This is a genomic window from Glaciecola sp. HTCC2999, assembly GCF_000155775.1.
GTDB lineage: Bacteria > Pseudomonadota > Gammaproteobacteria > Enterobacterales > Alteromonadaceae > Opacimonas.
This window is the reverse complement of record NZ_DS989810.1, coordinates 560,410-587,000: the sequence shown is the minus strand read 5'-3', so window position 1 is coordinate 587,000 and position 26,591 is coordinate 560,410. Positions and strand designations below refer to the sequence as shown.

The 26,591-nt window shown below is 41.2% G+C and carries 22 protein-coding genes; 6 read left to right on the top strand and 16 right to left on the bottom strand.

The genetic code is table 11. The features are described 5' to 3' along the window. The first annotated feature begins 251 nt into the window (after nt 1-251). Nucleotides 252-1,028 (top strand): ATP-binding cassette domain-containing protein, encoded by a 777-nt coding sequence (locus G2999_RS02545; RefSeq protein ID WP_010178399.1) that lies wholly within the window; start codon nt 252-254, stop codon nt 1,026-1,028. A gap of 4 nt (nt 1,029-1,032) precedes the next feature. Then, nucleotides 1,033-2,238 (top strand): ABC transporter permease, encoded by a 1,206-nt coding sequence (locus G2999_RS02540; protein WP_010178397.1) that lies wholly within the window; start codon nt 1,033-1,035, stop codon nt 2,236-2,238. A 116-nt stretch (nt 2,239-2,354) separates the two neighbouring features. Here the strand turns inward: G2999_RS02540 and G2999_RS02535 are convergent, their stop codons facing one another. The 14 genes from G2999_RS02535 to G2999_RS02470 all read right to left on the bottom strand — a co-directional run bounded on the left by G2999_RS02535 (nt 2,355) and on the right by G2999_RS02470 (nt 19,473). Beyond that, nucleotides 2,355-2,825, bottom strand: coding sequence for an arsenate reductase ArsC (locus tag G2999_RS02535; protein ID WP_010178395.1), 471 nt, complete (start codon nt 2,823-2,825; stop codon nt 2,355-2,357). 4 nt (nt 2,826-2,829) lie between these two features. Further along, on the bottom strand, nt 2,830-4,554 hold the full coding sequence (locus tag G2999_RS02530; RefSeq protein WP_029257343.1) for an SLC13 family permease: 1,725 nt from the start codon (nt 4,552-4,554) through the stop codon (nt 2,830-2,832). A 53-nt stretch (nt 4,555-4,607) separates the two neighbouring features. After that, complete coding sequence (cysN, locus tag G2999_RS02525; protein WP_010178391.1) at nt 4,608-6,023, bottom strand: sulfate adenylyltransferase subunit CysN; 1,416 nt, start codon at nt 6,021-6,023, stop codon at nt 4,608-4,610. 3 nt (nt 6,024-6,026) lie between these two features. Beyond that, nucleotides 6,027-6,839, bottom strand: a complete 813-nt coding sequence (cysQ, locus tag G2999_RS02520) for a 3'(2'),5'-bisphosphate nucleotidase CysQ (protein WP_010178389.1) — start codon at nt 6,837-6,839, stop codon at nt 6,027-6,029. Further along, nucleotides 6,839-7,432, bottom strand: coding sequence for an adenylyl-sulfate kinase (gene cysC / locus G2999_RS02515; protein WP_010178387.1), 594 nt, complete (start codon nt 7,430-7,432; stop codon nt 6,839-6,841). Before cysC ends, cysQ begins: the two co-directional genes overlap by 1 nt. 2 nt (nt 7,433-7,434) lie before the next feature. Then, entirely contained in the window at nt 7,435-8,340 is a 906-nt protein-coding gene (gene cysD / locus G2999_RS02510) for a sulfate adenylyltransferase subunit CysD (protein WP_010178381.1), read from the bottom strand. 332 nt (nt 8,341-8,672) lie between these two features. After that, a complete protein-coding gene (putP, locus tag G2999_RS02505; protein ID WP_010178379.1) occupies nt 8,673-10,187 on the bottom strand; it encodes a sodium/proline symporter PutP in 1,515 nt (504 codons plus the stop codon). A 198-nt stretch (nt 10,188-10,385) separates the two neighbouring features. After that, nucleotides 10,386-12,251, bottom strand: coding sequence for a DUF885 family protein (locus G2999_RS02500; protein ID WP_010178378.1), 1,866 nt, complete (start codon nt 12,249-12,251; stop codon nt 10,386-10,388). 26 nt (nt 12,252-12,277) lie between these two features. After that, nucleotides 12,278-13,957, bottom strand: coding sequence for a BatD family protein (locus G2999_RS11655; RefSeq protein WP_010178376.1), 1,680 nt, complete (start codon nt 13,955-13,957; stop codon nt 12,278-12,280). Then, nucleotides 13,951-15,945 carry a VWA domain-containing protein gene (locus G2999_RS02490; protein ID WP_010178374.1) on the bottom strand — a complete coding sequence of 665 codons (1,995 nt, stop codon included), beginning with the start codon at nt 15,943-15,945 and terminating at the stop codon, nt 13,951-13,953. Before G2999_RS02490 ends, G2999_RS11655 begins: the two co-directional genes overlap by 7 nt. Next, entirely contained in the window at nt 15,946-16,974 is a 1,029-nt protein-coding gene (locus tag G2999_RS02485) for a VWA domain-containing protein (RefSeq protein WP_010178371.1), read from the bottom strand. It lies immediately after the preceding gene. Beyond that, a complete protein-coding gene (locus G2999_RS12550) occupies nt 16,974-17,507 on the bottom strand; it encodes a DUF4381 domain-containing protein (protein ID WP_010178370.1) in 534 nt (177 codons plus the stop codon). Before G2999_RS12550 ends, G2999_RS02485 begins: the two co-directional genes overlap by 1 nt. Before the next feature lies 1 nt (nt 17,508). Beyond that, nucleotides 17,509-18,483 carry a DUF58 domain-containing protein gene (locus G2999_RS11645; protein ID WP_010178368.1) on the bottom strand — a complete coding sequence of 325 codons (975 nt, stop codon included), beginning with the start codon at nt 18,481-18,483 and terminating at the stop codon, nt 17,509-17,511. A 33-nt stretch (nt 18,484-18,516) separates the two neighbouring features. Continuing rightward, nucleotides 18,517-19,473 (bottom strand): MoxR family ATPase, encoded by a 957-nt coding sequence (locus G2999_RS02470; protein WP_010178366.1) that lies wholly within the window; start codon nt 19,471-19,473, stop codon nt 18,517-18,519. 302 nt (nt 19,474-19,775) lie between these two features. Here G2999_RS02470 and fadI point away from each other — a divergent pair, with 302 nt between their 5' ends. The 4 genes from fadI (at nt 19,776) to sixA (ending at nt 24,169) form a co-directional block, all read left to right on the top strand. Further along, the gene (gene fadI / locus G2999_RS02465; protein ID WP_010178365.1) at nt 19,776-21,086 is read left to right on the top strand and encodes an acetyl-CoA C-acyltransferase FadI; all 1,311 of its coding nucleotides are present in this window, start codon (nt 19,776-19,778) and stop codon (nt 21,084-21,086) included. Beyond that, entirely contained in the window at nt 21,086-23,212 is a 2,127-nt protein-coding gene (gene fadJ, locus G2999_RS02460) for a fatty acid oxidation complex subunit alpha FadJ (RefSeq protein ID WP_010178364.1), read from the top strand. Before fadI ends, fadJ begins: the two co-directional genes overlap by 1 nt. Before the next feature lie 141 nt (nt 23,213-23,353). After that, the gene (locus tag G2999_RS02455; protein ID WP_010178363.1) at nt 23,354-23,551 is read left to right on the top strand and encodes a hypothetical protein; all 198 of its coding nucleotides are present in this window, start codon (nt 23,354-23,356) and stop codon (nt 23,549-23,551) included. A gap of 138 nt (nt 23,552-23,689) precedes the next feature. Further along, nucleotides 23,690-24,169 (top strand): phosphohistidine phosphatase SixA, encoded by a 480-nt coding sequence (gene sixA / locus G2999_RS02450; protein WP_010178362.1) that lies wholly within the window; start codon nt 23,690-23,692, stop codon nt 24,167-24,169. Between the two features lie 308 nt (nt 24,170-24,477). Here the strand turns inward: sixA and G2999_RS02440 are convergent, their stop codons facing one another. Then, nucleotides 24,478-25,764, bottom strand: coding sequence for an HlyC/CorC family transporter (locus G2999_RS02440; protein ID WP_010178360.1), 1,287 nt, complete (start codon nt 25,762-25,764; stop codon nt 24,478-24,480). Between the two features lie 10 nt (nt 25,765-25,774). Beyond that, complete coding sequence (locus G2999_RS11640) at nt 25,775-26,563, bottom strand: inner membrane protein YpjD (RefSeq protein WP_010178359.1); 789 nt, start codon at nt 26,561-26,563, stop codon at nt 25,775-25,777. Nucleotides 26,564-26,591 lie beyond the last annotated feature (28 nt).

Below are 26,591 nucleotides of genomic sequence, written 5' to 3'. Positions count from 1 at the left end.
TAAAGAAGATATCGTTACAGGCTTGTATTGGGTTAGTAATGTGACTCATGGTGTTATCCTTTATGTAATATTTTCAACGTTAATAGTATTTGATAAAAATATGACTTTCACAAACAAATTGTGAACAAATGTGTCTAAGTCCTTAAATCAGATGCACATTATCTACAATTGGTTATTATGTAGTTCATGAAAGAGTCAGTAAATCTGTTAGAGATTTGCTTTATGGAATATAGAGAGTTAGGACATTATGCATGATTGAAATAAAGCAATTAGCCAAAAGGTTCACAGTTGAAAACCCCAAAAAGCTTTCCGAACAAGAAAAGAAAGATCCTCGCTTAAAAGGGCGTTTTTTTCATTCGGTACAAAACGTCAATTTTTCATGTAATACAGGCCAGGTCTTAGGTTTACTTGGACCTAATGGTGCAGGAAAAACAACTACGTTGCGTATGTTATCCAGTGCATTAAAACCAGATTCTGGCCAGATCCTGATTGATGGTGAAGATGTGGTGCAAAATCCCATTCTTGCCCGTCAAAAAATTGGATTTTTATCGGGTTCAACTGGGTTATATGGTCGCTTATCAGGTCGTGAAAATATCGAATACTTCGGTAAATTACATGGCATGAATGCGCAAGCGATTAACGATAAGATTGAAGAGTTGGCGCAGTTATTAGATCTCAGCACATTCTTAGACCGTCGTAGTGAAAACTATTCAACGGGCATGAAACAAAAGGTATCTATCGCTCGTGCTGTGGTGCATTCTCCTAAAGTCGTTGTGCTAGATGAACCAACAACAGGCCTAGATATAATGGCAACTCAAACGGTGATTGATTTCATTCAAACCCTTAAAGTGCAGCAAACCCCTGTGATTTTTTCGACCCATCACCTTGATGAAGTGAAAGAATTATGTGACACCGTTACGGTCATTGATGAAGGCACGACGAAATTCAATGGTGATTTAGATTCATTTTCAGCATTGGCCGATGGTTCATTGCATCAATCATTTTTAACGACCATCGGTAAGGTATAAACATATGTGGTTAGTATTTAGAAAAGAAATTAAAGAACTATTACGTGATCGTAAAACCTTATTTTTTATGATTGCACTGCCATTATTATTATTTCCATTAATTTTTGGTGGAGTGGCTTATTTTTCAGGTAAAGCCATCGAAAAAGCGCAAACTAAGACGCTTAATTACGCCATTATTGGTGCAGAAAATGCGCCGATACTCAGCGCCAAAATAGCTGAAGTCGATGATTTATCTCAGGTTAACACTGATTTGCAATCGGGTAATGAAACTGGAATAAAAGCACTGATCACCTCTGAGACGGTGGACTTTGTTTTAGTGATACCAGCAACCTTTAGTGATGATATTTTATCCGTAGGTCAAAACACATTAACCCTATATCTAAATGATGCGGGTTTAAATATGGTACAGCGTCGTTTGAATAAGATTATCGATAATATCGCTGAATCAAACCGTGATCAGGCTTTTATTACGTTAGGGATCAGTGAAGAAATTCAAAAAGGCTTATTAGAGCCAATTTTAGTGGATAAAGTGTCTACCGCTGATAAGCGTGAAAATATTGGTGAAAAAATAGGTGGCTTAATTCCCTATATAATCTTTATCTTATGTCTACAAGGCGCGATGTTACCAGCGACAGATATCGGCGCAGGTGAAAAAGAGCGAGGTACGTTAGAAACCTTATTAATTTCACCTATTCCGCGGAATCAGTTAGTGATGGGCAAGTTCTTCACGATCGCGTTTGCAGGAGTGACGTCTGCGATGGTGACCGTTGGTAGCCTCTTTGTTTGGGGAGTGGTGCTCTCACAAGGTATGGCGATTGAATTGATTACCGAGTTCATGGGCGCGATCAGTGCGGTAGATTTCTTATTGATGTTTGCCATGTTAGTGCCCATTGTAGCGATATTCGCTGCGGTATTATTGAGTATGTCTATTTACGCCAAAAGTTTCAAGGAAGCCCAAGGCTATATGACACCGCTCGTATTTATCGTCATCATTCCGATTATTCTAGCAATGCTACCGGGTATTAAACTAGAAGGGATTTATGCCTGGGTACCTTTAATGAACGTGGCATTAGCGATTAAAGAATTGATCAAAGGTACTATGGATTATATGGCACTCATCCCGATTTTCTTATCAACGACAGCTATCGCGGGACTATTAATCGCTTTTTGTATCTATTGGTTTAACCGTGAGAAAGTATTATTTAGATAGGTAGTTAAATAATTAGCTTTTTATATAGCTAGTTAGTGAATGAAAACTCGTTTTACTGTGGTGGTGAAGCGAGTTTTTTGTTTAATAAGCTATAATTATTTAATCAATGACGCCGGTTATAAGGCACCTAGCTTAGCTAATTCTGCTCTAAGTTCATTTTGAGTTAAGTTCATACTCGACAAAGGAAGGAGTTGATTGATCCGCTTGGTGATTTCATTCATACAGATTTTGAAACCTTTTGCCTTTTCTTCCTCACTGCCTTCAATCTTGGAGGGATCAGCTAAGCCCCAATGTACTTTTACTGTGCTATCAAACCATATTGGGCAACTTTCACCTGCAGCTGAGTCACATACCGTAATCACTAAGTCAGGTTTAAAGTTTTCAAATTCATCCCATGATTGACTTTGTAGGCCATCTGTAGGAATTTCAGACTCAATAAGATAGCGAAGTGATAGAGGATGTACCTCACCTGATGGCTGACTACCAGCACTTTTAGCGATAATATTAGGTCCCGCAAGATGATTGGTGAGGGCTTCAGATAAAATACTTCGGCAACGATTATGTGTGCAAATATAGAGGATCTTCATATTGTTACAAATACACCCAATTCAATAAACTGAGCACAATTATAGAATATAACACTGAAATAGGCAGCCCAATTTTCACAAAATCCATATAACGATAGTTACCCGCATTATGTACTAGGAGGTTAGTTTGATAACCATACGGGGTAATAAAACTCGCACTCGCCGCAAATGCGACCGCTAATGCATATGGCATGACAGGTAAGCCCATCGTCTCTACTAACGCCCAGGCAAATGGAAACATTAATGCCGCAGCGGCATTATTAGTCACAAACTCGGTTAGTAGTAGGGTGGTAATATACAATGCAATTAGCGCGACGAGGGGGGATGTTGCGAGTAATACATCATTTAAATTATCGGTTAATAACGTAATCACGCCGCTATTAACCAGCCCAGATGATAATGTCAATGCCCCAACAATCACCAATAATAAATTTAATGGCAGGTTGCGCTTTACCTCGCTGTAAGAGGTCACATCTAAAAAGACAAGCAACGCCAGAAAGAATAATAACCCAATAATTAATGGGACTAATTCAAGCGCTGCTAATGTCACGACGCCTAAAAATCCGCCAATCGTCAACCAGTCTTGAGTGGAAGAGAGTTTACGCGAGATTGTTTGTTCAGAAACGATAAAGAAGTGTTTGGCCAGGTTATTACGTTGCTGAAAATCTTGGCCGGTGGCGAGTAACAGAAAATCGCCTGATTGGAGGGTGATTTCCCCCAGCTTACCGGATAACGTCTCACCATCTCGTTTGATAGCGACCACTGCAGCATCAAATAACGCTCTAAATCCCACTTTTTTCAGCGTTTTACCGATAATAGAAGACCGGTTGGAGATAACGACTTCGGTTAATGCTTCGCGTAATAAACCATCATACTCAGCAAATAAGTGCAGACCTTTGATATGTGATAACGCCTCGACTTTTTGGACGTTACCACTGAAAATGAGTTTGTCATTAGCATAGATGACCTCATCAGGCGTCACTGGGGAGATGATTTGGTTATTGCGGACAATCTCTACTAAGAATAACTCGGGTAAATTTCGTAAATGGTTCTCTTCTACTGATTGACCAATGAGCTCTGAATCAAACGCCACTTCCGCTTCAAGTAGATATCCACTGTTGTGTTCAGTGCGAGGATTAATATTGGGTAGCCAACCTTTTAGCACAAATAACAGTCCCCCACAGATAAGTCCTGCGGTTAAACCAAACAGCGTGAAGTCAAAAAATGCAAAGCCCGGATGACCTTGTTCAATCAAAAAGCTATCCACGATGAGGTTAGTGGATGTGCCAATCAAGGTGACCGTTCCGCCTAAAATAGCTGCGTAGGAGAGAGGGATAAGTAATTTTGATGCGGCGTGATATTGGTTTTGTTTCACTGAGCCAATTAAGCTGGCCACGATAGCGGTGTTATTCAACAATGCCGAGGCAAAAAAGGAAATGCCAAACAAGCGTAAAAATGACGTCGTATAATTTTGGATAATGAGTTTTCGTGCAATGCGCTTGAGTAGTGCTGTTTTATCAATCGCATGAGAGACAATTAATAACAGCAATAGGGTGATTAAGCCTTGGTTAGTCGCATTATCTAATACCGTATCAATTGACACAGCACCGCATAGCAATAAGGCTAATGTGGCCAGACTAAAGATAAATGACGGGCGCTGTTTACTGACTATTAGCGCACCAATAGTCAGTAAAAAGATACCTATTACACTGACTTGCAGTAAATCAATCGTCACGGTATGACCACCCTAATCTAAAGTACTTACGTACTTGGCACTATGTACTATTTTAACTGCGTAATATCCGCAGCACCCCAATGTGGGAAATGCTTACGAACAAGTGTGTTAAATTCCACTTCAAATGCAGAGTAAGCATGCTGAGGTGCATCACTCGCGGCGAGTTGGTCGATTATCATGCCTGCACCGACAGTTGCATTGGTTAAGCGGTCAATGACGATAAACGCACCGGTTTGACGATTACGTGTATAGGCATCACACGCTACGTCTTGGGTCAGTTTAATGCCCACTTTGCCGATTTCATTAAGCTGCATGTGAACCGCTTCCGTTTGCTCCATCGTGTTCACATCGATTAAATAATCAATATTACTCACTCCACCTGATACGGTTTTGGTCGCAAACTTAAAGTTGTACTGTTTGTTAGGAATGAGCGCAGCTTCATCCATCCACACTAAATGCGTATTAAATTGTGAGCCATGGAGCGGTAGGTTATCTGATTTAACAATCATATCCCCACGAGAAATATCAATCTCATCTGTTAAAGTCAGGGTCACGGCTGATTGTGGTGCAGCACGCTCTTGCTCACCTTCGAACGTCACAATCGATTTAACGGTCGAGGTTTTACCTGATGGCAAGGTAGTGACTGCATCACCCACACTGACTTCTCCAGAGACTACCGTACCGGCAAAACCGCGAAAATCCAAATTTGGACGATTCACATATTGTACTGGGAAGCGAAAATCACTGCGATTAACCGTGCGTGTGACTTCGATATTCTCGAGCAAAGACATCATGGTCGGGCCGGTATACCACGGTGTATTTTGTGAATGGTTAACCACGTTATCGCCTTCAAGCGCGGATAACGGAATAAATTGAATATCATCGATGCTCAGCTGCTGAGCAAAATCAAGGTATTGGGCTTTGATATCGGCATACACAGATTCACTGTAATCTTTCAAATCCATTTTATTAACCGCCACAATGACGTGTTTAATGCCCAATAATGAAGCTAAGAATGAATGGCGTTTGGTTTGGGTTTTCACGCCTTCACGCGCATCCACTAAGATAATGGCCAAGTCACAAGTAGAGGCACCGGTCACCATGTTACGTGTGTATTGTTCGTGTCCTGGGGTATCGGCAATGATGAATTTTCGCTTATCCGTTGAGAAATAACGATACGCCACATCAATGGTGATCCCTTGTTCACGTTCAGATTGTAAACCATCAACAAGTAAGGCTAAATCGACTTTTTCGCCGGTAGTACCGCTTTTTTTACTGTCTTGGGTAATGGCAGCCAGTTGGTCTTCATAAATCATTTTAGAGTCATGAAGTAGGCGACCAATTAAGGTACTTTTACCGTCATCCACGCTGCCACAGGTCAAAAAGCGCAACATGTCTTTGTTTTCATGTTGGGCAAGGTAGCCTAAAATATCGTTTTCAAGTAATGTATTTTTATGTTCCATGGCTTAACAACTCACTAAGAAATAGGGGTTCAATACCGATTCACGTTGGTTATAGCGAAGCGGCGTTTGGGAATTGGGGTTCGTCGCAGAGTCTGCGATAGTTTCAAGAGATAATTCAGTGACAGTAGCACCTGCGGCAAGTGCCACGGCATGGGCTGCACCGGTATCCCATTCGCTCGTGGGCCCAAGACGTGGATAAAAATGCGCCGCCCCTTCAGCAACCAGGCACAGCTTTAACGAGCTACCCATTGATACTAGCTCTGCTTCTTTATCTAACGCGGCGATGAACTGCTGTATTTCAGGGCTTTGATGAGAACGACTGCCAACTACGTGATAGACGCTAGCGTCACTGCGTAAAGCTGGTGACATGGCAGTGGCTTCACCTTTGACGGTTTTCGTTGCGCCTGCACCGACCACTCCTGAATACAATGTGTCTAACACTGGCGCATACACCACACCAAATACCGGTGTACCGCCACTAATAAGGGCGATATTAACCGTGAATTCACCGTTTTTCTTGATGAACTCTTTAGTACCATCTAAAGGGTCTACTAACCAATAGCTGTCCCATGTTTGACGGGTGGACCATGGGATATCGGCGGATTCTTCAGATAATATCGGTAAATCACTTATCGCTTCTAGCCCTGCAATAATCACGTTATGCGCAGCTAAATCGGCTTCAGTTAACGGACTTTCATCGGTCTTGGTGACAATCTCAAAATCGCGCTCATAGATAGATAAAATGGCATTACCTGCAGCAATCGCTATTTTTTCCACTTGAGGTTGTAGCAACGTAATTTCATTGATGCTTGGCATTACACTAAGCCCTTCTCAACAAGTAATGCATATAAACGCTCAGCGGTGGCTACCGCGTCTTCATCCTGGAAATTGACTGTGATTTCAGGGTTAACCGGCGCTTGGTATTCAGAATCTATGCCGGTGAAATGGGGGATGTCGCCGCTGCGTGCTTTTTTGTATAAGCCTTTAGGGTCGCGTGCTTCACACACCTCTAGAGGCGTATCAATGAAGATTTCAACAAACTCACTCTCATCTAAAATTTCACGACAATAATCACGGTCGGCTTTAAAAGGTGAGATAAACGCGGTAATGACCAGCGTGCCACTATCGACAAAGAGTTTGGCGACTTCTGAAATACGGCGAATGTTTTCGACGCGGTCTTTATCGCTAAAACCCAAATCGCCACATAATCCATGACGGACATTATCGCCATCTAACAGATAGGTATGTTTCCCTTGGGCAACGAGTTTTTGTTCCAGTAAGTTCGCAATGGTCGATTTACCCGAGCCGCTTAAACCGGTGAGCCATAATACCCGTGGCGTTTGATTTTTTTGCGCGCCGCGAGACGCTTTATTAGTGGCATGTTGATGCCATACGATATCGGTACTCATGCTTAAAAGTATCCTTCCATTTTTTTCTTTTCCATGGAGCCTGAAGAATCATGGTCGATAACACGTCCCTGACGCTCAGAGGTGGTAGTTAAGAGCATTTCTTGAATGACTTCTGGCAATGTGTCCGCTTCAGATTCCACCGCGCCGGTAAGTGGGTAGCAGCCGAGGGTTCTAAAACGCACCGATTTCATCATCGGCGTTTCACCTGGCTCAAGAGGCATACGCTCATCATCAACCATAAATAATACCCCGTCGCGCTCTACAACGGGACGTGGTTTGGCAAGATATAATGATGGGATTTCAATATTTTCAAGGTAGATGTATTGCCAGATATCTAGCTCAGTCCAGTTAGACATGGGGAATACACGGATACTTTCACCTGGGTTAACTTGTGAGTTATAAATATTCCACAGCTCGGGACGTTGGTTTTTTGGATCCCAGCGGTGGTGTTGGTCACGGAACGAATACACACGCTCTTTAGCGCGAGATTTTTCCTCATCACGACGCGCACCACCAAATGCCGCATCAAATTTATGCTCATTTAAGGCTTGTTTTAATGCATTAGTTTTCATGATGTCTGTGTGTTTGGCACTGCCATGGCTGAATGGACCGACGCCCGCATCCACACCTTCTTGGTTAATATGGACTAATAAATCTAAATTATGTTTTTGCGCCATCCGGTCACGAAACTCAATCATTTCACGGAATTTCCAGGTGGTATCGACGTGTAATAATGGGAAGGGGATTTTACCTGGGGCAAAGGCTTTACGCGCTAAATGAAGCAGTACAGAAGAATCTTTTCCGACTGAATAGAGCATGACAGGGTTATCAAATTCAGCGGCGACTTCACGAAAGATGTGAATACTTTCAGCTTCAAGTTGTTTCAAATGGGTGACAGTATCAGTCATTACAATTTCCAATTAATGTTATGCTAATTAGTTCTATGCTTACAATACCACAATATATATAAAGCAATTATGCGATTTTGCTATACCTAAGAGAGGATTTTTATGATTCACCAAGCGAATTGGAAATATCCATGTAAATCAATGGCTAATGTGACCATTAATATAGTGGCATCTCGAAGTAATCTTACGTGAAATGATAATTATTATAGGTACATAGTTTAAAAGTGATATATCTTCTGACTTCATTTACACTTCTTTACTTCCATGTAAAGAATGTATAAAAAAGGCATAGCTGAATTAATGTGCTATTAATTCGTTAAGATGTTGTTTCCTTAAGATCTTGTTTCATCAAGTTGTTGGTGCATAGCACTAAAATGTTTGGCAACTTCAGGTGCTTGATTAGGATAAAGTCGAGTAAATAGCAAAATAAACACGGTACTAATAATAAAACCAGGCACTAACTCAAACATCCATGCTGATAAAGTTTGCCCATCACCATAAGGAATGTTCATCCAAATGAGTATTGTCACTGTCCCAGATAGAATACCTGCTAATGCCGCAATTTTTGAAATATCTTGACGATATAAACTAAGTAAAATAAGCGGTCCAAAAGCAGCACCAAAGCCAGCCCATGCATTACTCACTAGGCTTAAAATAGATTTATTTTCCCCTAATGCCAATAGTATAGCGACTATTGCGACTATCAAGACAGCTAAGCGACTGGCAAGCACAAGTTCTTGTTGCGGTGCATTTTTACGAAATAATACTTCATAGATATCATTGACTAATGAACTTGATGTCACAAGGAGTTGTGAGGAAATTGTACTCATTATAGCGGCAAGGATTGCGGCGAGTAAAAAGCCAGCGATTAATGGATGAAATAGTAACTGGGATAATACAATGAATATAGTTTCGGGATCGTCGACGTTAATGTTGTTAGCATTGGCATAAGCCATCCCAAATAATCCGGTAGTGAGTGCACCGATTAAAGCTATAATCATCCAACTCATTCCAATTCGACGAGCAGTTGGCATATCTTTGACACTTCTTAAGGCCATAAAACGAACAATAATATGAGGTTGACCAAAATAGCCTAAGCCCCAGGCCATAAGTGAGATGATCGCAATGAGCGAAATACTTTCTGTACTACCCACAGCAGTAAATAACGAGAAAAAATTAGTATCTATGGCGTTGACGGTATTAATAGTAGCAGTGATCCCACCTAAATCAAAAATCACCACTGTCGGTACAAGAATAAGTGCAATAAACATAATACAGCCTTGCACGAAATCAGTCAGACTGACCGCCATAAAGCCTCCAAAGAGTGTATAGGCGACTACTACCCCCGCTGTTACGAAAACACCAATGGTATAATCAAAACCGAAGGAGGATTCAAATAACTTACCACCAGCGACTACCCCTGATGAGGTATATAAAGTGAAAAACAAAATGATCACGATGGCGGATATAATGCGTAAGAGATTAGATTTATCAACAAAACGTTCAGCGAAATAATCAGGAATCGTAATCGCATTATTTGCCACTTCAGTGTAAGAGCGTAGTCGCGGGGCGACAAATTTATAATTACACCAAGCGCCTATAACTAGACCTATACCAATCCAAGCCGCTGACATACCAGATATATACATAGCACCAGGCAATCCCATCAACATCCAGCCACTCATATCTGAAGCCCCAGCTGAAAGTGCCGTCACTGCTGGAGAGAGTTGTCTGCCACCGAGTAAATAACCTTCTACATTCGCCTCGCTATTTCGATAAGCAAATAGGCCGATGGCCAGCATGAGAGCAAAGTAGAGTCCTAATGAAATGATGACGCCGATTTCCATGGTATTCCTATTATTATTGTTTAAAAGGCATAATTTTTTAGTGTAACAAACGTCAGTAGTACTTTAAAGTAAAGACATAGTATAGATATCTTTTAGCACGGTATACCGACCAATAAAAAAAAGTCCTAACTCGTAATAATGGAATATCACAAGTTAGAACTTTCATCATTAGTAGCAGGTGCAATCACACCTTAATCACTAGTCTTGCTGTTGGATCCATGTGTCTATTTTAGCTTCCAACAATGATAAAGGTACTGGGCCATCTTTAAGTACTTCATCATGGAAACTGCGGATATCAAAGTCTTCGCCTAATGCGTTGCGAGCTTTATCACGTAATTCCATAATTTTCAGTTTCCCAATCATATATGCTGTTGCTTGGCCTGGCATGGCAATGTAACGCTCGATCGCTTTAACGGCGTCATATTTTGCGTTAGGAGTATTTTCGACTAAGTAATCAATCGCTTTTTCACGACTCCATTGCTTCGCGTGAAGCCCGGTGTCTACGACTAAACGGCAGGCACGCCATAATTCCATGGCTAAACGGCCAAAGTCAGAGTATGGGTCAGCATAAAAGCCCATATCCTTCCCGAGTTCTTCGGTATATAAGCCCCAACCCTCGGTGTAAGCTGTAAAACTGGCGTATTTTTGAAAATCGGGAATGCCTTCTAGCTCTTGTGTAATTGCGCGTTGCATGTGATGTCCAGGGATCCCTTCATGATAAGCCAACGCTTCCATTTGATAGGTAGGCATTGCCATCATGTCGAATAAGTTGGCATAATAAATACCGGGTCGTGAGCCATCAACTGCTGGAGATTGATAAAACGCTTTACCGGCAGACTGCTCTCGAAAAGCTTCAACACGTTTAACTACCATCGGCGATTTAGGAGTTAATCCAAAATACTCGGGGATCTTTGCCTCCATTTTATCAATATAAGCCTTAGCATCGGCCATATAATCCGCCCGACCTTGATCACTATCAGGATAGTAGAATTGTGGATCAGTGCGCATGAAGGTGAAAAACTCACTCAGGGTTCCTTCAAAGTTCACTTGAGCCATAATTTCACGCATTTGCGCATGGATACGCTCAACGTTTTCGACGCCAATTTGATGCACTTGTTCGGCATTTAAGTCTGTAGTGGTAAACCATTCTAGACGATTTTGATACCATTTATCACCATCGGGTAAGCGCCATACACCATCACCCTCGGGGCTTAGTAAACGCTGTTTCATTAGCTCTGCTATAAGTTTTTCATACGCGGGTTTGACACTTTGATTTAACGCCGTGTTGGCTTTACTTAAATAACTAGCTTGTTCTGCTTGGGATAAACCGAGTGCGCCGAGTTTTTGCGTGAAATCAGCTAAAATGGTCGAGTCATTTTCGCTTTGCGTGAATGGATTACCAGATATGACGTTGTTTGATGCTTGGATCATTTGGTCATATGCCCATTTAGGTGGAAATACGCCTAATTTTTCTCGAATACGCAGCTGATCAATCACTTGGTCAAACATCGTTGACACACCATGCAGTCGTTGGATGTAAGCATCAGCATCACTGATATCATTAATCCGATGAATGTTAATTAAGAAACTAGGAATAAAAGTATGGGCAGCTCGAAACTGGTGCATGATATAGACATGATGACGGAATTCATCGTTAGCAAGTTGGCGCTCAATGTCTTGTTGGAAAATTTGTAAGCTGAGTTGCTCTTGAGCACTTAGTTGACTGGTATCGAATGTTTTAGATTGAGCTAAGCGTGCGGTTATCTTATAAATCTCTGCTTGTGTTGCCGCATCCGATACATCATCCCATTTATCATAATCATCTTTAATTCCTAGATAAGACTGCCAAATAGGGGAGCTTGACACATCTTCATCAAAACTTTCTTGAAAGAATGTCGCTAAACGTTGGCTTTCAGTTTGTACTGCTACTGCCGTTGTTTCAGTGGTAGAGGGCGACGTTGTAGGTTGCACGCCTGAAGGTGCCTCTGTGCAGCCCATCATTGTTATTGAAGTGAGTACTGCAGCAATACTTACTGCAAGTAATGTTCGTTTTGAATGTGCCATATGATGTCCTGTCGTATTATTATTTTTTATGTATTGGGGTAGAGTGGTGTTAACGTTGTTTTAGCATCTAAGCTACCAGTTTGTAAATATACTTTTTGTAACTGAATAATTGCCGTTTTTAATTGTGTACGGATCTGTAATTCATCCCCTTGCTTGTTATACATGAATGCATACATGGCATTTACTGCATGGGTAAACTCATCATTGTTAAGCGCTTGAGTATAACCTTGTAACGTTGGCTGATAATCAAAGTGATGACTTAGCCACTCTACACACTCCTGTTCGACATATTTGAATGCATTTTTGTCGATGGTTTTTTGTAAGCGACGAAATGATGTTGTTGGAATATCCTGTTGCGTCTTAGACTTATTTTTACGTGGGGTGCGCGGTGCTATCCAGCTGCTTAATGCCCAAAGTATCAAAACGATGAAAGTGCTAATTTGCCAAGGTAGGGCTTGTTGATACCAAGGTAATACTGCTGTAGTTACTACTGCAACCGGCGAAGGCTGAGGATCGACTGTAGGTAACATTACATCAGGAACAGAAGAGTTAAATGCCGCTGGTTGCACATTAATACTTTGTGCAGCAATGACTGCAAATTCGGTCTCTTTCGTTAATGTATTAAACCAAGGAATACGAATTTCAGGTAAGACAAACGTGCCCTCTCGAGAGGGTACCAAGGCAATATTAAGTACTTTTTGAGCGATTAACGTATTATCTTTGTTGACAGTAGTGAGTTGAGGTTGTTCAGGATATGCCGTAATACTAGGAGGAAGGCGTTTATCAATGCGAGGTAATACTGAATCATCTACACCAATGGCACTTAAAGTAATCGTGCGTGTAATTGGCTCACCCACTGTAAAGTTATTAATATCATCAGACCAAGATTCGTTTATTTGGACAAATTCACTGGGGAGCCAGTTATCAGTGTAACCGGATGGAATCGGTAAGATTTCTACAGTTACTTCAGGTCCAATTTGATTCACCGGTTTACTCGGGTTAAATAAACCACCGAAACTACCGCGGTTCCGTGTTCGAATGCTGCCTTCAAAGATTGGACTTGGTAGAGTCAAAGGCCCAGATTCTTGGGGGATGATAGAGAAATTACGCTCAATGACTCGATAGCGCTTCCCATTTTGAATGGCAGTGCTTTCGATATCTTCGCCCATTTGTTCCATCATCACATTTTCAACATCGGGGACTTGCAATGACCCACGTTCTAATTCAACTGCTAAATATAAACGGACTTGATAGGTGAGTTGTTGTTGGACATAGCCCGTTTCAGGTATGACCGATGCAGTCATGAAAATATCACGAGTCTGAGAACGGGCTTGTGATACAGGCACGACCAACACGTCTATCGGATCAGATTGAATACTGTATATCTTAATTGCAGGTATGGTCAAACGACCTGTAGTGCGAGGAAATAAAATAGTCGTCCATGTTGTACTGACAGATTCACGTAAATTGATTTTACGCATTTGATTACTCACTGAAGTGCGCACGACTTTAAAATCTTTTTCGAGCACAGAGGTATCAAATGCGTCTCGCGGTAACGACGCATTTGCTTCTACCGTTAACGTAATAGATTCATCCAGCATCGCTGGATTTTTATCTACTTTTGCACTGAGTTTATCAAATGACCACGCATTAAAGCTGACCAATAGACTGATAACGAGACACAGATAAAACCACATTCTTACCATTGTTTTGTCCTAGAGCGAGGGGCTTGTTGACGTTTACGTTGTTGATATTCTAATTCCATTTTACGCTTCAATAAGTAGCCAGGATCGTTAGGCACTTTATTCATTAATGCTTGCATCCGTTGCATTTTTTCTTGTTCTTCTGGAGTGAGCGGCTCATCATTAACTTGTGCTTGCATCGTTTCTGACTCGTTTTGATCATCTTTTTTAGGATCCGATGGGTCTTCTGGTTGTTCTTCGGTATCCGACGATTCTGGTTCATTGGCTTGCTGTTCATCACTAGGATCTTGGGATTGTTCACTATTGGATTGATTATTCTCAGCAGCATCGTTTTGCTCTTCCGACTCTGATGATTGCTGATCCTGTGACGATTGTTGGTCATCTTGCTGCTGTTGTTCTTGATTTTGTTGCTGATCACTAGGATCTTGATTTTCTTGCTGTTGCTCCTGATTCTGTTCATCAGTGTTGTCTTGTTCCGAGGGGGAATCGTCCGGCGAAGACTGCTGTGGTGGCTGTTCTTCTAGAAAGCGCTCCAATGCGTCTTTATTTTCTTGTGCTTCGGTAAAATCTGGATGTTGTTCAAGTGCCGCAGAGTAAGCGTCAAGAGCGCTCTTATAATCGCCTATTCTAGCTAAGGTATTAGCCTTATTAAACTGGCCAACTGCAGAGTTATCTTGAGTAAATTGTGATAAGGCTGCTTCATAATCACCAGCGGCATATTGAGCATGCGCTTGCCACTCAGGATCATTAAATAACGTTGCCGCAGTATCAAAATCTCCATTTTTAAAAGCGTGCAGTCCTTTTTGATTATCGTTTTGTAAGGGCGCGGGTAAAAAATCTAAAGGGGTATTAGGTAATCTCACGTTACTGGCTGGAACATTTGATTCGTTCTGGGGGGTATCTGGTACTATGCTCTGTGCCATCACGGTTGGGGAACGTAAAAATGAAAAAGGAATTAACACCATACATAGCATCATGATCCAATAATGACGGGCATAAAATAACGTGATTAATATTACTGGAATTAATAAATAAGGCCCCAATTCATACCAATCATCACCTTGCATACTATTCATTTTCGTCGCGTCACCAAGCATGGTATCGGCCACGTCCATGATGCGGGTAATGTCTTGTTCATTTGCTGTAATTGGAGTAAATACACCGCCTGTAATACTGGCCAATGTTTGTAAAGCGGTATTATCAAGTTTTGGAATGACAATGGCGCCACTGCGATCTTTAAGGAGTTGTCCGTTTTGTAATTTGATAGGGGCACCGGCAGGGGTACCCACTGACATGATGGAAACGCGGTGGGGGAGGCGTTGTAATAACGAGGTAAGCATGGGTATTTGGTCATAATCCACACCATCAGTGAACCAAATAATATCCCCATTGAGATAACCTGCTTGGGTGAGCATTTCATCGGCTTTCATTAACGCCAAATCGGGTGAACTACCAAATTCAGGCATGATTTCCGGACTTAACCCAGGAATTAAGGCATTTAAATTCGTACCATCAGAAGTAATTGGACTGATCACAAACGCATCACCAGCATAGGCGATTAAACCGATTTCACCACCATTATTGGCATTGATTAAATCAATGGCTTTGAAACTCATGCGCGTAAGGCGGTCAGGGGCGATGTCGGTTGAACGCATTGATAAACTTAAATCTAACACAATGACTTTTGCTTGAGCTACATCATAAACGGGTTTGGGGATTTTTTGTGTCGTCGGACCTGCCATAGCGACAATGCATAAACATACAGCAGATAACATTGGCCATAATAAGCGTTTATCGGTAGATTGAGAACCACCTTGAGTGAGATAGCTATATAGGACATCATTGATCAAACTGGCCGATTGATTTTTTTGTTTACGCAGAGCACGCATCATCATGTATATAATGAATGTTGGAATAAGTGCAACAAACCACATCGGGCGCAAAAAATGAAGTAGTTGCGCTTGGTTAATCAACTCGTTGATCCAATCCATTTATACCTCCACTTTCCAGTTGAATTGCCGGGTAGCCCACGTTAGTAATGCAAGTAAAGCTAATGCAGCTAAAGTGACAGTTAGTGACCAATAAAATAGTGCATGTTGTGGGCGCAGAGTTTGTTGGTTATCTTCCACTGGTTCTATGCGGTCGAGTAGTCGATAAATTTGTTCAAGTTCTTGAGTATCTCGAGCTCGAAAATATTGTCCACCGGTATCTTTTGCTAACCGAGTTAACAGTCCTTCATCTAAATCAGCAGAGGGATTAACCTGACGTTGGCCAAATAGACTATTTACCGTCATCGCATCGGCTCCTACACCAATCGGATAAATTTTAATATTTTGGTCTACGGCTAAACTCAATGCTTGATCGGGCGTTATATTACCTGCTGTGTTTTGTCCATCGGTCAGCAGGACCAAGACTTTATTCACATTTGGCTTATCACTGAAGCGCTTTGCGGCTAATCCAATAGCGTCACCAATTGCAGTAGAATCACCCACCAAACCAATAACGGTTTCTGAAAGTAGCTGCTCAACTGTCGTACGATCAAATGTCAACGGTGCTTGTAAATACGCAGTGTCAGCAAATAAAATTAAACCGATCCTGTCACCAACACGACGCTGAATAAAATCACCTAAGACGGTTTTTACCATCACTAAACGGTCGACTTCATTACCATTGACTACCATATCTTGGGTTTGCATTGATCCGGATAAATCGACCGCCACCATTAAATCTCGTCCTTCATTAGGAATAGAAATAGGTTCCCCATAATAGACAGGACGACACACGCTAATTATGAGTGTACTCCAAGCGATAAATAATAATGTACTTCGCGCTGGTGCTTTGCGTTTAGTGTGACTTGCAGCTTGGGTGAGCTGCTGGTAAAACGGCATAAAAATCGGTTTGGTTTGATTATTTTGTGCCTCGCCAAACAACCATTGAATAATCCATGGTAGTGGAAATAGAAGGCCTGCCCACCACCACATAAATGATAAATTATCCCATACCGTTAATAATGTCTCCATTAGCCAATCCCTTTATTCGATAAGCGTAATGTTAACCAATTAAATTTAGGTAAACCTTTACCTGTCCAAAACAATACTGCTTTGGCGCTGGGGTGGGTATTGAGATTATCAAATTGTGACGCTGGTAAATATAGGGCATGGCTGAGTGTATTCAATGCTTCAAGAGTTTGGTCATTCGGCGCTGACTGACATTTACCTTGTAACCAATCACTCCAAGCTTGGGAGTGAAGTAGGGTGATGCTGTTTTGTTCTTGAGGGTAATAATGCAATGCTAAACGTTTGAGTAACTGGTTGAATAACACCAGTTTTTGAAAATCAGATAAGTTAGCTTGAGCTTGGATTTCTGACAGCTCTATTATCGCGGCACGTTTTACTGCGTATGCATGACGATATTTGACAAGGGTGATGATGCACCAAATAATAAGCGCAAATACAGTAAGTAATATTACGCTTAACAACCATGAAGGTGGAAACCAGCTAATCGATGCTGGTGTAATCACGTCATTTGGCGGCACAAATATTTGTGGTTCCATACTATTTTTTCCCCACAGATTGTGCTGCTTGTAAATTGGTTTGAATTTGGCTCATCGTGAGTGGCTTTAATCCTTTGGTCAACTGGGTCACTAAAGGAATAGAGGCGCATAACCATTGCTGATTCATTCCCATTTTAGCTAAACTCATTTGGATATCGATATAGCGTGCTCCCTGTGAAGCAGGTTTCATCGTGCGCAACGCTTGTTCGTTGCCATCAGTCACTAATATTGGAATACTGCTGTCTTGTTGCGCGGTTTCTAATGGATCAGTCACCCCAAAGATACGCACTTCACAATGCTGAGTCAGCTGACGTAGATGCTGTTTGACTTCATCATTAAGGTGTTGAAAATCGCTAATGATACAGACTAAACTACCCGGTTTAGCTAATCGACGTAGGCGTTTAGTGGCATTGAGTAAGGGATTCTCAGCAGAATCAATGTGCAGTGGTTGGGACTGTTGCAATTCGCTAATGGCGGTAAGTAAATGCAAGATCGCACGATCTTGGTTTTTCGGTTTAATCTCACGATGTGCGAGGGAATTAAAAGCCAATCCGCCGACGCGATCGCCACGTGCTTTTGCCGACCAGGCTAACACTGAAGCTAGATGTCCTGCTAACACGGATTTTAATTGTAATTGAGTACCAAATTGCATGGTGGCGCTGATATCTGTGGCAATAAAAACCGGCCTTTCGCGTTCTTCGCGAAAAATTTTTGTATGAGTTTTTCCGGTGCGTGCAGTCACGCGCCAGTCAATGGCACGAATATCATCACCGGGTTGATAATGTCGTGCCTCATCAAACTCCATCCCTCGACCTTTCATTTTACTAATGTAACTACCGGCTAGTTTAGCTTGAGGAGTCCGTTTAGGTGACAATGGAATGAGTTTATGCGCAAGTTTATACTGCATTAATCGTTTGACCGATAATGCGACTGCGTCTTGTTCAGAAAATTGGCTTAGTGTCTGTAAAATTGACATGGCTCGTTATCCTGCACCACCGCACACTGTCATTTATGGCACAGCCACAGTTTTAAGGATGGTGTTGAGCACATCATTGACATTGATTCCATCGGCTTCAGCTTCATAAGTTAATGGCAAACGATGGCGCATGACATTATGAAATACAGCATGAATATTATCGGGACCGACGAAATCTCGACCCATCAGCCAAGCATGTGCTCTGGCACATTTGTCTAATGCAATAGTGGCACGCGGAGATACACCTAATGCAATGTATTGCGCTAATTTATCGTCATATTGTTGTGGTTGTCGTGTCGCCATGACTAATTGCACCATGTATTCTTGCAATGCATCACTCATATGCATGGATAAGATCGCTTCTCGCGCATCAAAGATTGCTTTTTGCGACAATGGTACCGGCGGGGAAAGCGGTTTTGATAGGCCTTCATTTCGGGTTAAATGTAAAATCATCAACTCAGATTTAGCATTAGGGTAATCAATCTCAACATGCATCAAAAAACGATCAAGCTGTGCTTCTGGTAACGGGTAAGTACCTTCCTGCTCAAGCGGGTTTTGAGTCGCCATTACTAAGAATAACTCAGGTAAGTCATATGTCGTATTACCCACTGTTATTTGACGTTCGGCCATCGCTTCTAGCAACGCTGATTGTACTTTAGCCGGGGCTCGGTTGATTTCATCGGCAAGCACAAGGTTATGGAATAATGGCCCCGATTGAAATATAAATTCACCGGTCTCGGGTCGATATATATCGGTACCGGTTAGGTCCGCTGGCAACAAATCAGGGGTAAATTGAACACGATGAAAGTCACCTTCAAGTCCATTTGCCAAGGCGTTGATGGCACGGGTTTTAGCTAAACCTGGAGGCCCTTCAACTAATAGATGTCCATCTGCGAGTAATGCAATGAGCATGTTATCTGTCAATGCATGTTGACCGATAATTTGTGAATTCAAGTATTCGCGCAAAGGGGCAAAATCTGTCGACGCCATAAACCATGTTCCTTGATTAAAATTGTTATTTGGTGATGAAACATTTGCAAGTTGTTAAATAAAAAACAAACTTGCTGTAAAGACAGTACTATAAAAGTAAGGTTCAGTTTTCATAATACAAGGTTCTTTCACGAATTTTTGTTTTTTTTCAGAGTAATACTGGAAATACTGACGAAGTTTTGTCACAATCAAACAATTGATTTAGAGGTCGGACCACTGGTGTTGTGCATTTAATAATGGCATGCTTGATTGACGTGTAGACATCAACACATTAATTACTATTCATAGGAACATAATCGATTATGGCGAAGTTACAAACAGTCAAAACGGCTCAAGGCGATCGCGTCGCTGTAGTTGCGGGCTTACGAACACCGTTTGCTAAGATGGCGACAGATTTTCACGGCGTACCTGCGGTAGATTTAGGAAAAATGGTGGTCAATGAGCTGCTTGCTCGTCATGATCTTTCACCGTTAGAAATCGATCAGCTTGTGTATGGTCAAGTGGTTCAAATGCCTGCAGCACCAAATATTGCAAGAGAAATTGTCTTAGGGACAGGTATGCATGTGCACACAGACGCTTACAGTGTATCGCGAGCATGTGCGACGAGTTTTCAATCGACTGTCAATGTGATGGAGTCGATTTTGTTGGGTAATGCGGATGTGGGGATTGCTGGGGGGGCGGATTCAACGTCAGTCTCACCTATTCAAGTGTCTAAAAATCTTGCACGTGCGTTGACGGATTTACAAAAAACAAAAACCTTAGGACAAAAATGGCAGGTACTAAAAAAATTAGGTCTCAAAGATTTAATCCCTGTGCCTCCTGCCGTAGCAGAATATTCTACGGGCTTATCGATGGGAGATACAGCTGAACAAATGGCTAAATCTCACGGTATCACTCGTGCCGAACAAGATGCGCTTGCTCATCGCTCACACACACTTGCAGCACAAAATTGGCAAGCGGGTCATATGGCTCAAGAAGTGATGACTGCTTATCCTGAACCCTATAAAAAAGCGGTAGAACAAGATAATAATGTTCGTTTTGATTCTAAACTGGAAGGCTATGCAAAGTTACGACCAGCATTTGATCGTCAGTTTGGTACTGTGACTGCAGCTAATGCGACCCCACTCACCGATGGTGCGTCCGCTGTTATTTTAATGAATGAAGCCAAGGCCAAAGCGCTAGGCTACCAGCCATTGGGGTACATTAAATCTTATGCCTTTACCGCAATAGATGTGTGGGAAGATATGTTGATGGGACCAAGTTATGCAACGCCACTAGCATTAGCGCGAGCAGGAATGTCACTGAATGATTTGACATTAATTGAAATGCACGAAGCATTCGCCGCACAAACCTTATCGAATGTAAAAATGTTCGCTAGCGATAAATTTGCTCAAGAAAAACTAGGTCAAGCTAAAGCGATTGGTGAAATTGATATGGATAAGTTTAATGTACAAGGCTCATCGATTGCTTATGGCCATCCGTTTGCGGCTACCGGTACACGCATGATTACGCAGATGCTCAATGAATTAAATCGCCGCGGCGGTGGCACTGGATTATTAACGGCATGTGCAGCAGGTGGCCTTGGCGCTGCGATGATTGTGGAGACAGAATAATGACAGATACACAGCAAGCGTTTTCGCTTACTAAACAAGACTCAGGTATTGCCATTTTATCTATGGATGTACCAAATGAATCAATGAATGTGCTCAAGGCAGAATTTGCAGGTGAGATAGACACATTGTTGAATGAGATCCAGCAAGACACCAGTATTAAAGGGATCGTGTTAACTTCGGGGAAAGATAACTCGTTCATGGCTGGCGCAGACGTGAGTATGTTAGCAGCCTGTACTTCGGCACAACAAGCAACCGATATTGCTCGCGGTGGACAAGCAATCTTCCGCCGCATCACTGATTTACCTATTCCTGTAATAGCTGCCATTCATGGCCCAGCGTTAGGTGGTGGTCTTGAGCTCGCATTAGCATGTCATGGACGTATTTGTTCTGATGATAGTAGTACGGTAGTGGGCTTACCAGAAGTTCAGCTGGGTTTATTACCTGGGAGTACAGGTACGCAACGTTTACCGCGTTTGATCGCTTTGCAACAAGCGTTAAAAATGATGCTGACGGGTGGTTCGGTACGTGCGAAACAAGCGAAAAAATACGGTATTGTTGATGCGGTTGTGCCACGTAGTATATTGATGGCTGAAGCAGAAAAAATGGCGTTAGCGGGTCAACCAAAGCGTAAAGCAATAAAAAAATCATTAGTGAATCGTTTTTTAGAAAATACTACTGTTGGTCGTGGGATCTTATTTTCTCAAGCCAAAAAGCAGCTACTGAAAAAGACGCAAGGTAATTATCCTGCTCCTGAAGCGATTTTAGAATGTATCCAAACTGGCCTTGATAAAGGCTTGGAAACCGGTTTGAACATTGAAGCACAACGTTTTGGGGAACTTGTGATGACTCCGGAATCACGAGCGCTTCGCAGTATTTTCTTTGCTACAACTGAAATGAAAAAAGAGTCTGGTGTAGCAGATGTGCCAGCTGAGGCAGTGAACAAAGTCGGTGTTCTTGGTGGCGGCCTAATGGGCGGCGGAATTGCCTTTGTCAGTGCAACCAAAGCCAAAGTACCAGTACGAATTAAAGATATAAATGCACAAGGTATTAAAAATGCGATGAATACCGCTTATGGCATATTACATAAGCGTGTAAAACGTCGCATACTACGCCATTCTCAAATGCAACAACAGCTAGCATTAATTACTGGTACGACGGATTATAGTGGTTTTAAAGATACAGACATGGTCATTGAAGCTGTATTTGAAGATGTTGGCTTAAAACAAGCAATGGTAGCGGATGTTGAAGCGAATTGTCGTGAGAATACGATTTTTGCATCTAATACCTCATCGATTCCGATTAGACAAATTGCAGCAAAAGCTGCGCGACCGGAAAACGTAATTGGTTTACATTATTTCTCGCCAGTAGATAAAATGCCATTAGCAGAAGTTATTGCGCATGAAGGGACTTCTGATCGAACTATTTCAAATACAGTGGCATTTGCTAAAAAACAAGGTAAAACCCCCATTGTAGTTAAAGATGGCGCTGGTTTTTATGTGAACCGTATTTTAGCTCCTTACATGAGTGAATCAGCTGAGATGATCTTAGCAGGTGAGCCCATCGATAACATTGATAAGACATTAGTGAAATTTGGATTTCCAGTAGGCCCCGTTAAATTATTAGATGAAGTGGGAATTGATGTCGGTACTAAGATCATCCCTATTTTACAAGCTGATTTTGGTGACCGTTTCGCTGCGCCTGATGCATTTGATAAAGTGTTGCAAGATGATCGTAAAGGTAAGAAGAATGGCAAAGGGTTCTACGATTATTCATCAAAACATAAAGGTAAAGTGGTTGATGAGAGTATCTATAGTCTATTAAATATTAAGCCTAATAGTCATTTAAGTAATGATGAAATTATTCAACGGTCAGTGTATATGATGCTCAATGAAGCGGCACGTTGTTTAGATGAAGGTGTTGTTCGAAGTGCTCGAGACGGGGATATTGGAGCGATATTTGGGATTGGTTTCCCTCCATTTTTAGGTGGGCCGTTTAGTTATATGGATACAATAGGCATTTCAAATCTGGTGGAAAGGTTAGATTATTTTGCTCAAAAATACGGCAATAAATTTACGCCTGCGCCTATTTTAGTAAAAATGGCTGAGGAAAATCGTGACTTTTATTAGCATTGAGTAAGTAAATTGTTAAAAACCGAGCATAGCTCGGTTTTTTTCATTATCACGCTGATAAATGACTGTTTATTGACGATTTCAGGGTATAATTTTGTACCTTAGATAAACAGTAATGCCAAATTTGAAAGGGTCATAATGTTAACGGTACTTATATTATCAGTCTTATTTAGCGGTTTTTATTTTATAGAAGCTACCCTAAATGCTATGCCTGCAAAACGTTGGGCATTTATTGGTGTTTGTCTGGGACCAATCGCATTTCCAATTTTTTCTATTTCAAAACATGTTGCAATTCGAAAAGCGACAGGATTTGATAACACTTTCTTTTCTGCTTAACTTTAAGCATTTCAAATAAATAATTATCCATATATGACTTTATACCTTAGTCTAGAGGTAGAAAGTAAAACAACATTTGTGATGGATTACAATTATACTTACCATTAGCTAAAAGATTGATATTAAGAAATACAGATAATGAAATTGCTCATAATGCGCCATGGAGAAGCCGAACTGGCAGCTCAATCAGATATGTTAAGGCCATTGACACCTTTTGGTAATATTCAAACTGAGCACACTGCAAAGTGGCTCTTAAATAATAATATCATCGCTGAAAGTGGCGTTGACCTTGCGTTGGTTAGTCCTTATCTACGTACACGTCAGACGTTTAACCAATTAGACCAACATATTCAATTTAAAGAAGTAGAGTACTCCCAAGATATTTTACCCAGTAGCATAGTCACTCTTGCTCATGACTATATAGACACAAAAATTAGTATGTTAGATGATCCTCAATGTCTCATGATAGTTTCTCACATGCCATTCGTGAGCTATTTCATTGATGACTTATGTCAAAAAATGATTTCCCCGTTATTTGCTACTGCTTCTGTAGCAGTCGTAGATTATGACCCTTGCCGTTCAGTAGGAGAGTTATTTATCCATTTTCAGGGAAATTAGCATCAAGAAAATCGGTATGCTTCCGATAAAGAAAAACAGCATCCAATTAATTCAAAAGTAATGGCAAAATACAATTCTCTTCCAAGTCAGTTAGTGCACGCATTGAATTATCATGTATTTCGAAATGAAATACCCTATGATTCTGATTTTAAAAGTATTATGTCTGACCTGGAAAAGTTGGATATGACTGTCTCAAAAGTGAAGCAGGAAATAGTCAAAAATCGCATCATCCGAAAAGAAGCCTTGGAACAAGCAAAAAGATTCAAAAATTCATTAAATTTCTCATATCAGCCTAAAGGCAAAGACTCTTAATCTTCTTCAGTATTTTCATTTCTATAATACTGAGGCATGACTCGAACCGTTTTAATCATATTGTCATTCCATTCGATGATCTCAATAGGATAACCGGCTAATCTGAGCGAGATATTGTTTTCTGGTATTTCTTGAAGTTCTTCTAATATCAGTCCATTTAATGTTTTAGGACCTTCAATTGGAAATGACCAATTCATTTCTTTATTTAAATCACGAATATTAGTACTGCCATCAACTAAGATACTGCCGTCTTGTTGAGTGTTCGTTTGCTTATGATGGTCAGGCACCATATTGGTGGTGAAATCACCTATGATCTCTTCTAATATGTCTTCAAGCGTCACTAATCCTTGAATATCACCATATTCATCCACCACTAAACCGATGCGCTCTCGTGCTTTTTGAAATTGGTACATTAATACATGCAAAGACGTCGAGTCAGGTGTGTAGAAGATCTCACGTACCGCACGTAACAATGAGGCTTTAGAAAACGTATCTTTCGAAAGCAACCTAAGTGCATCGCGTACATGAACAAAACCTACTGCATCGTCGATAGAATCACGATACAAAAGCACACGTGTATGTTGTGAATTAACCAGTTGCCTTTGTATATCTTTCCATTCTTCATTAATGTCGATAGCAACAATTTCACTACGGGGGATCATGATATCCTCTGCCGTCATTTTTTCTAATTCCAAAATACTTACCAACATATCTTGGTGTTCTTTAGGAATGAGAGAACCCGCTTCATACACAACTGTTCTTAGCTCTTCAGGACTAAGCTCATCACCTTGATTATTCGTCGGATTGATTTTGAAAATGGCCAGCAGAGCATTAGTAATGCTATTCACAAAGATAACAAAAGGAGAGAGGATCACACCTAATGGTTTTAATAAATATGAACTTGGAAACGCAATTTTTTCAGGGTAAAGCGCCGCGATCGTTTTGGGAGTCACTTCAGCAAAAACCAGAATAACAAACGTTAAGGCGAAGGTCGCGATAGCAATCCCGACATCCCCAAACATTCTTAAGCCAATTACAGTTGCTACCGCAGAGGCGGCGATGTTCACTAAATTATTGCCAATTAAAATAAGACCAATCAGTCGATCGGGTCTATCTAGCATTTTTTGCACTCGCTTAGCTGTACGATTACCTTCGTTATTGAGGTGTTTTAAACGATATCGGTTAAGTGACATCATGCCAGTTTCAGAACTTGAAAAGTAGGCAGAGCAAAGAATCAATACACCTAAGATTATAAATAAGGTGCTTGTAGAGATGGCGTCCAAAAAGATATTCCTATATTAAAATAATTTCACGTACGATTCGGGTACCAAAATACCCCAAAGAAAGTATGCCCACGCCTGTACTGGTAAGCGTGAGTATCATGGTGGAAGATAATCCCCATTTAGCATGGATGATTAACATACTAAGAAAGACCCCAAGGGCAATAATACTCAGTACTGTTTTGTGAGCATGCTGTGACGCAAGCATAGTATCTATGGTTAAAAACCCACTTACCAATGCTAATCCCAGCAGAATAGAACCAAGTAATACTAACTTTAACACCCAAGCTTCCACACCTAATAAAGGTGGTAAAGATTGTTGGGTGAGGAGTAATGGATTTTCTTTGAGTTGTTTATGTATGTAGCGCATTTGAATGGCATATAACAGTGCAACCACAACACAACCATAAGCAGATAAAGATAATATGATATGTAAAATCATTGGTGACGCTTGATAATCTGTCAACGTGTATGAATTGGGATTGATTAACATGAGCAACACACCCACCGCGGCAAAAGCAAAACTAACCGAAACCAATGCTAACGTGCGCATGAAAATGGTGCTAACGAGAAGAGTAATGACCATTAACCAAGACAGTAATGAAGCGACATTGACCATACTTAAATTAGGTGCATGTCCTTGTGTAAATAAACTGATTAATAAAAAACCATGCAGTGTTATTGCCGTGACTGCAAATATAAGGGGGACAGCTGAATGAGCTAGTTTGTCAACGAACTGCATTGATGCATTCGAAACTGAAATAAAGCGTCTAGCTAATAACAGTGACGCGAGTGCGTACATGACTAACGCAAACGATCAATCACGACGA

What these genes read in the sequence shown, in the direction of transcription:
- G2999_RS11655 (WP_010178376.1), bottom strand. Translation starts at nt 13,957, where the DNA reads ATGGTAAGAATGTGGTTTTATCTGTGTCTCGTTATCAGTCTATTGGTC.
- G2999_RS11645 (WP_010178368.1), bottom strand. Translation starts at nt 18,483, where the DNA reads ATGTCAATTTTACAGACACTAAGCCAATTTTCTGAACAAGACGCAGTC.
- fadJ (WP_010178364.1), top strand. Translation starts at nt 21,086, where the DNA reads ATGACAGATACACAGCAAGCGTTTTCGCTTACTAAACAAGACTCAGGT.
- G2999_RS02470 (WP_010178366.1), bottom strand. Translation starts at nt 19,473, where the DNA reads ATGGCGTCGACAGATTTTGCCCCTTTGCGCGAATACTTGAATTCACAA.
- G2999_RS02485 (WP_010178371.1), bottom strand. Translation starts at nt 16,974, where the DNA reads ATGGAGACATTATTAACGGTATGGGATAATTTATCATTTATGTGGTGG.
- cysQ (WP_010178389.1), bottom strand. Translation starts at nt 6,839, where the DNA reads ATGCCAAGCATCAATGAAATTACGTTGCTACAACCTCAAGTGGAAAAA.
- G2999_RS02535 (WP_010178395.1), bottom strand. Translation starts at nt 2,825, where the DNA reads ATGAAGATCCTCTATATTTGCACACATAATCGTTGCCGAAGTATTTTA.
- putP (WP_010178379.1), bottom strand. Translation starts at nt 10,187, where the DNA reads ATGGAAATCGGCGTCATCATTTCATTAGGACTCTACTTTGCTCTCATG.
- cysC (WP_010178387.1), bottom strand. Translation starts at nt 7,432, where the DNA reads ATGAGTACCGATATCGTATGGCATCAACATGCCACTAATAAAGCGTCT.
- cysN (WP_010178391.1), bottom strand. Translation starts at nt 6,023, where the DNA reads ATGGAACATAAAAATACATTACTTGAAAACGATATTTTAGGCTACCTT.
- G2999_RS12550 (WP_010178370.1), bottom strand. Translation starts at nt 17,507, where the DNA reads ATGGAACCACAAATATTTGTGCCGCCAAATGACGTGATTACACCAGCA.
- cysD (WP_010178381.1), bottom strand. Translation starts at nt 8,340, where the DNA reads ATGACTGATACTGTCACCCATTTGAAACAACTTGAAGCTGAAAGTATT.
- G2999_RS02500 (WP_010178378.1), bottom strand. Translation starts at nt 12,251, where the DNA reads ATGGCACATTCAAAACGAACATTACTTGCAGTAAGTATTGCTGCAGTA.
- G2999_RS02490 (WP_010178374.1), bottom strand. Translation starts at nt 15,945, where the DNA reads ATGGATTGGATCAACGAGTTGATTAACCAAGCGCAACTACTTCATTTT.
- G2999_RS02455 (WP_010178363.1), top strand. Translation starts at nt 23,354, where the DNA reads ATGTTAACGGTACTTATATTATCAGTCTTATTTAGCGGTTTTTATTTT.
- G2999_RS02545 (WP_010178399.1), top strand. Translation starts at nt 252, where the DNA reads ATGATTGAAATAAAGCAATTAGCCAAAAGGTTCACAGTTGAAAACCCC.
- G2999_RS02540 (WP_010178397.1), top strand. Translation starts at nt 1,033, where the DNA reads ATGTGGTTAGTATTTAGAAAAGAAATTAAAGAACTATTACGTGATCGT.
- fadI (WP_010178365.1), top strand. Translation starts at nt 19,776, where the DNA reads ATGGCGAAGTTACAAACAGTCAAAACGGCTCAAGGCGATCGCGTCGCT.
- G2999_RS11640 (WP_010178359.1), bottom strand. Translation starts at nt 26,563, where the DNA reads ATGTACGCACTCGCGTCACTGTTATTAGCTAGACGCTTTATTTCAGTT.
- sixA (WP_010178362.1), top strand. Translation starts at nt 23,690, where the DNA reads ATGAAATTGCTCATAATGCGCCATGGAGAAGCCGAACTGGCAGCTCAA.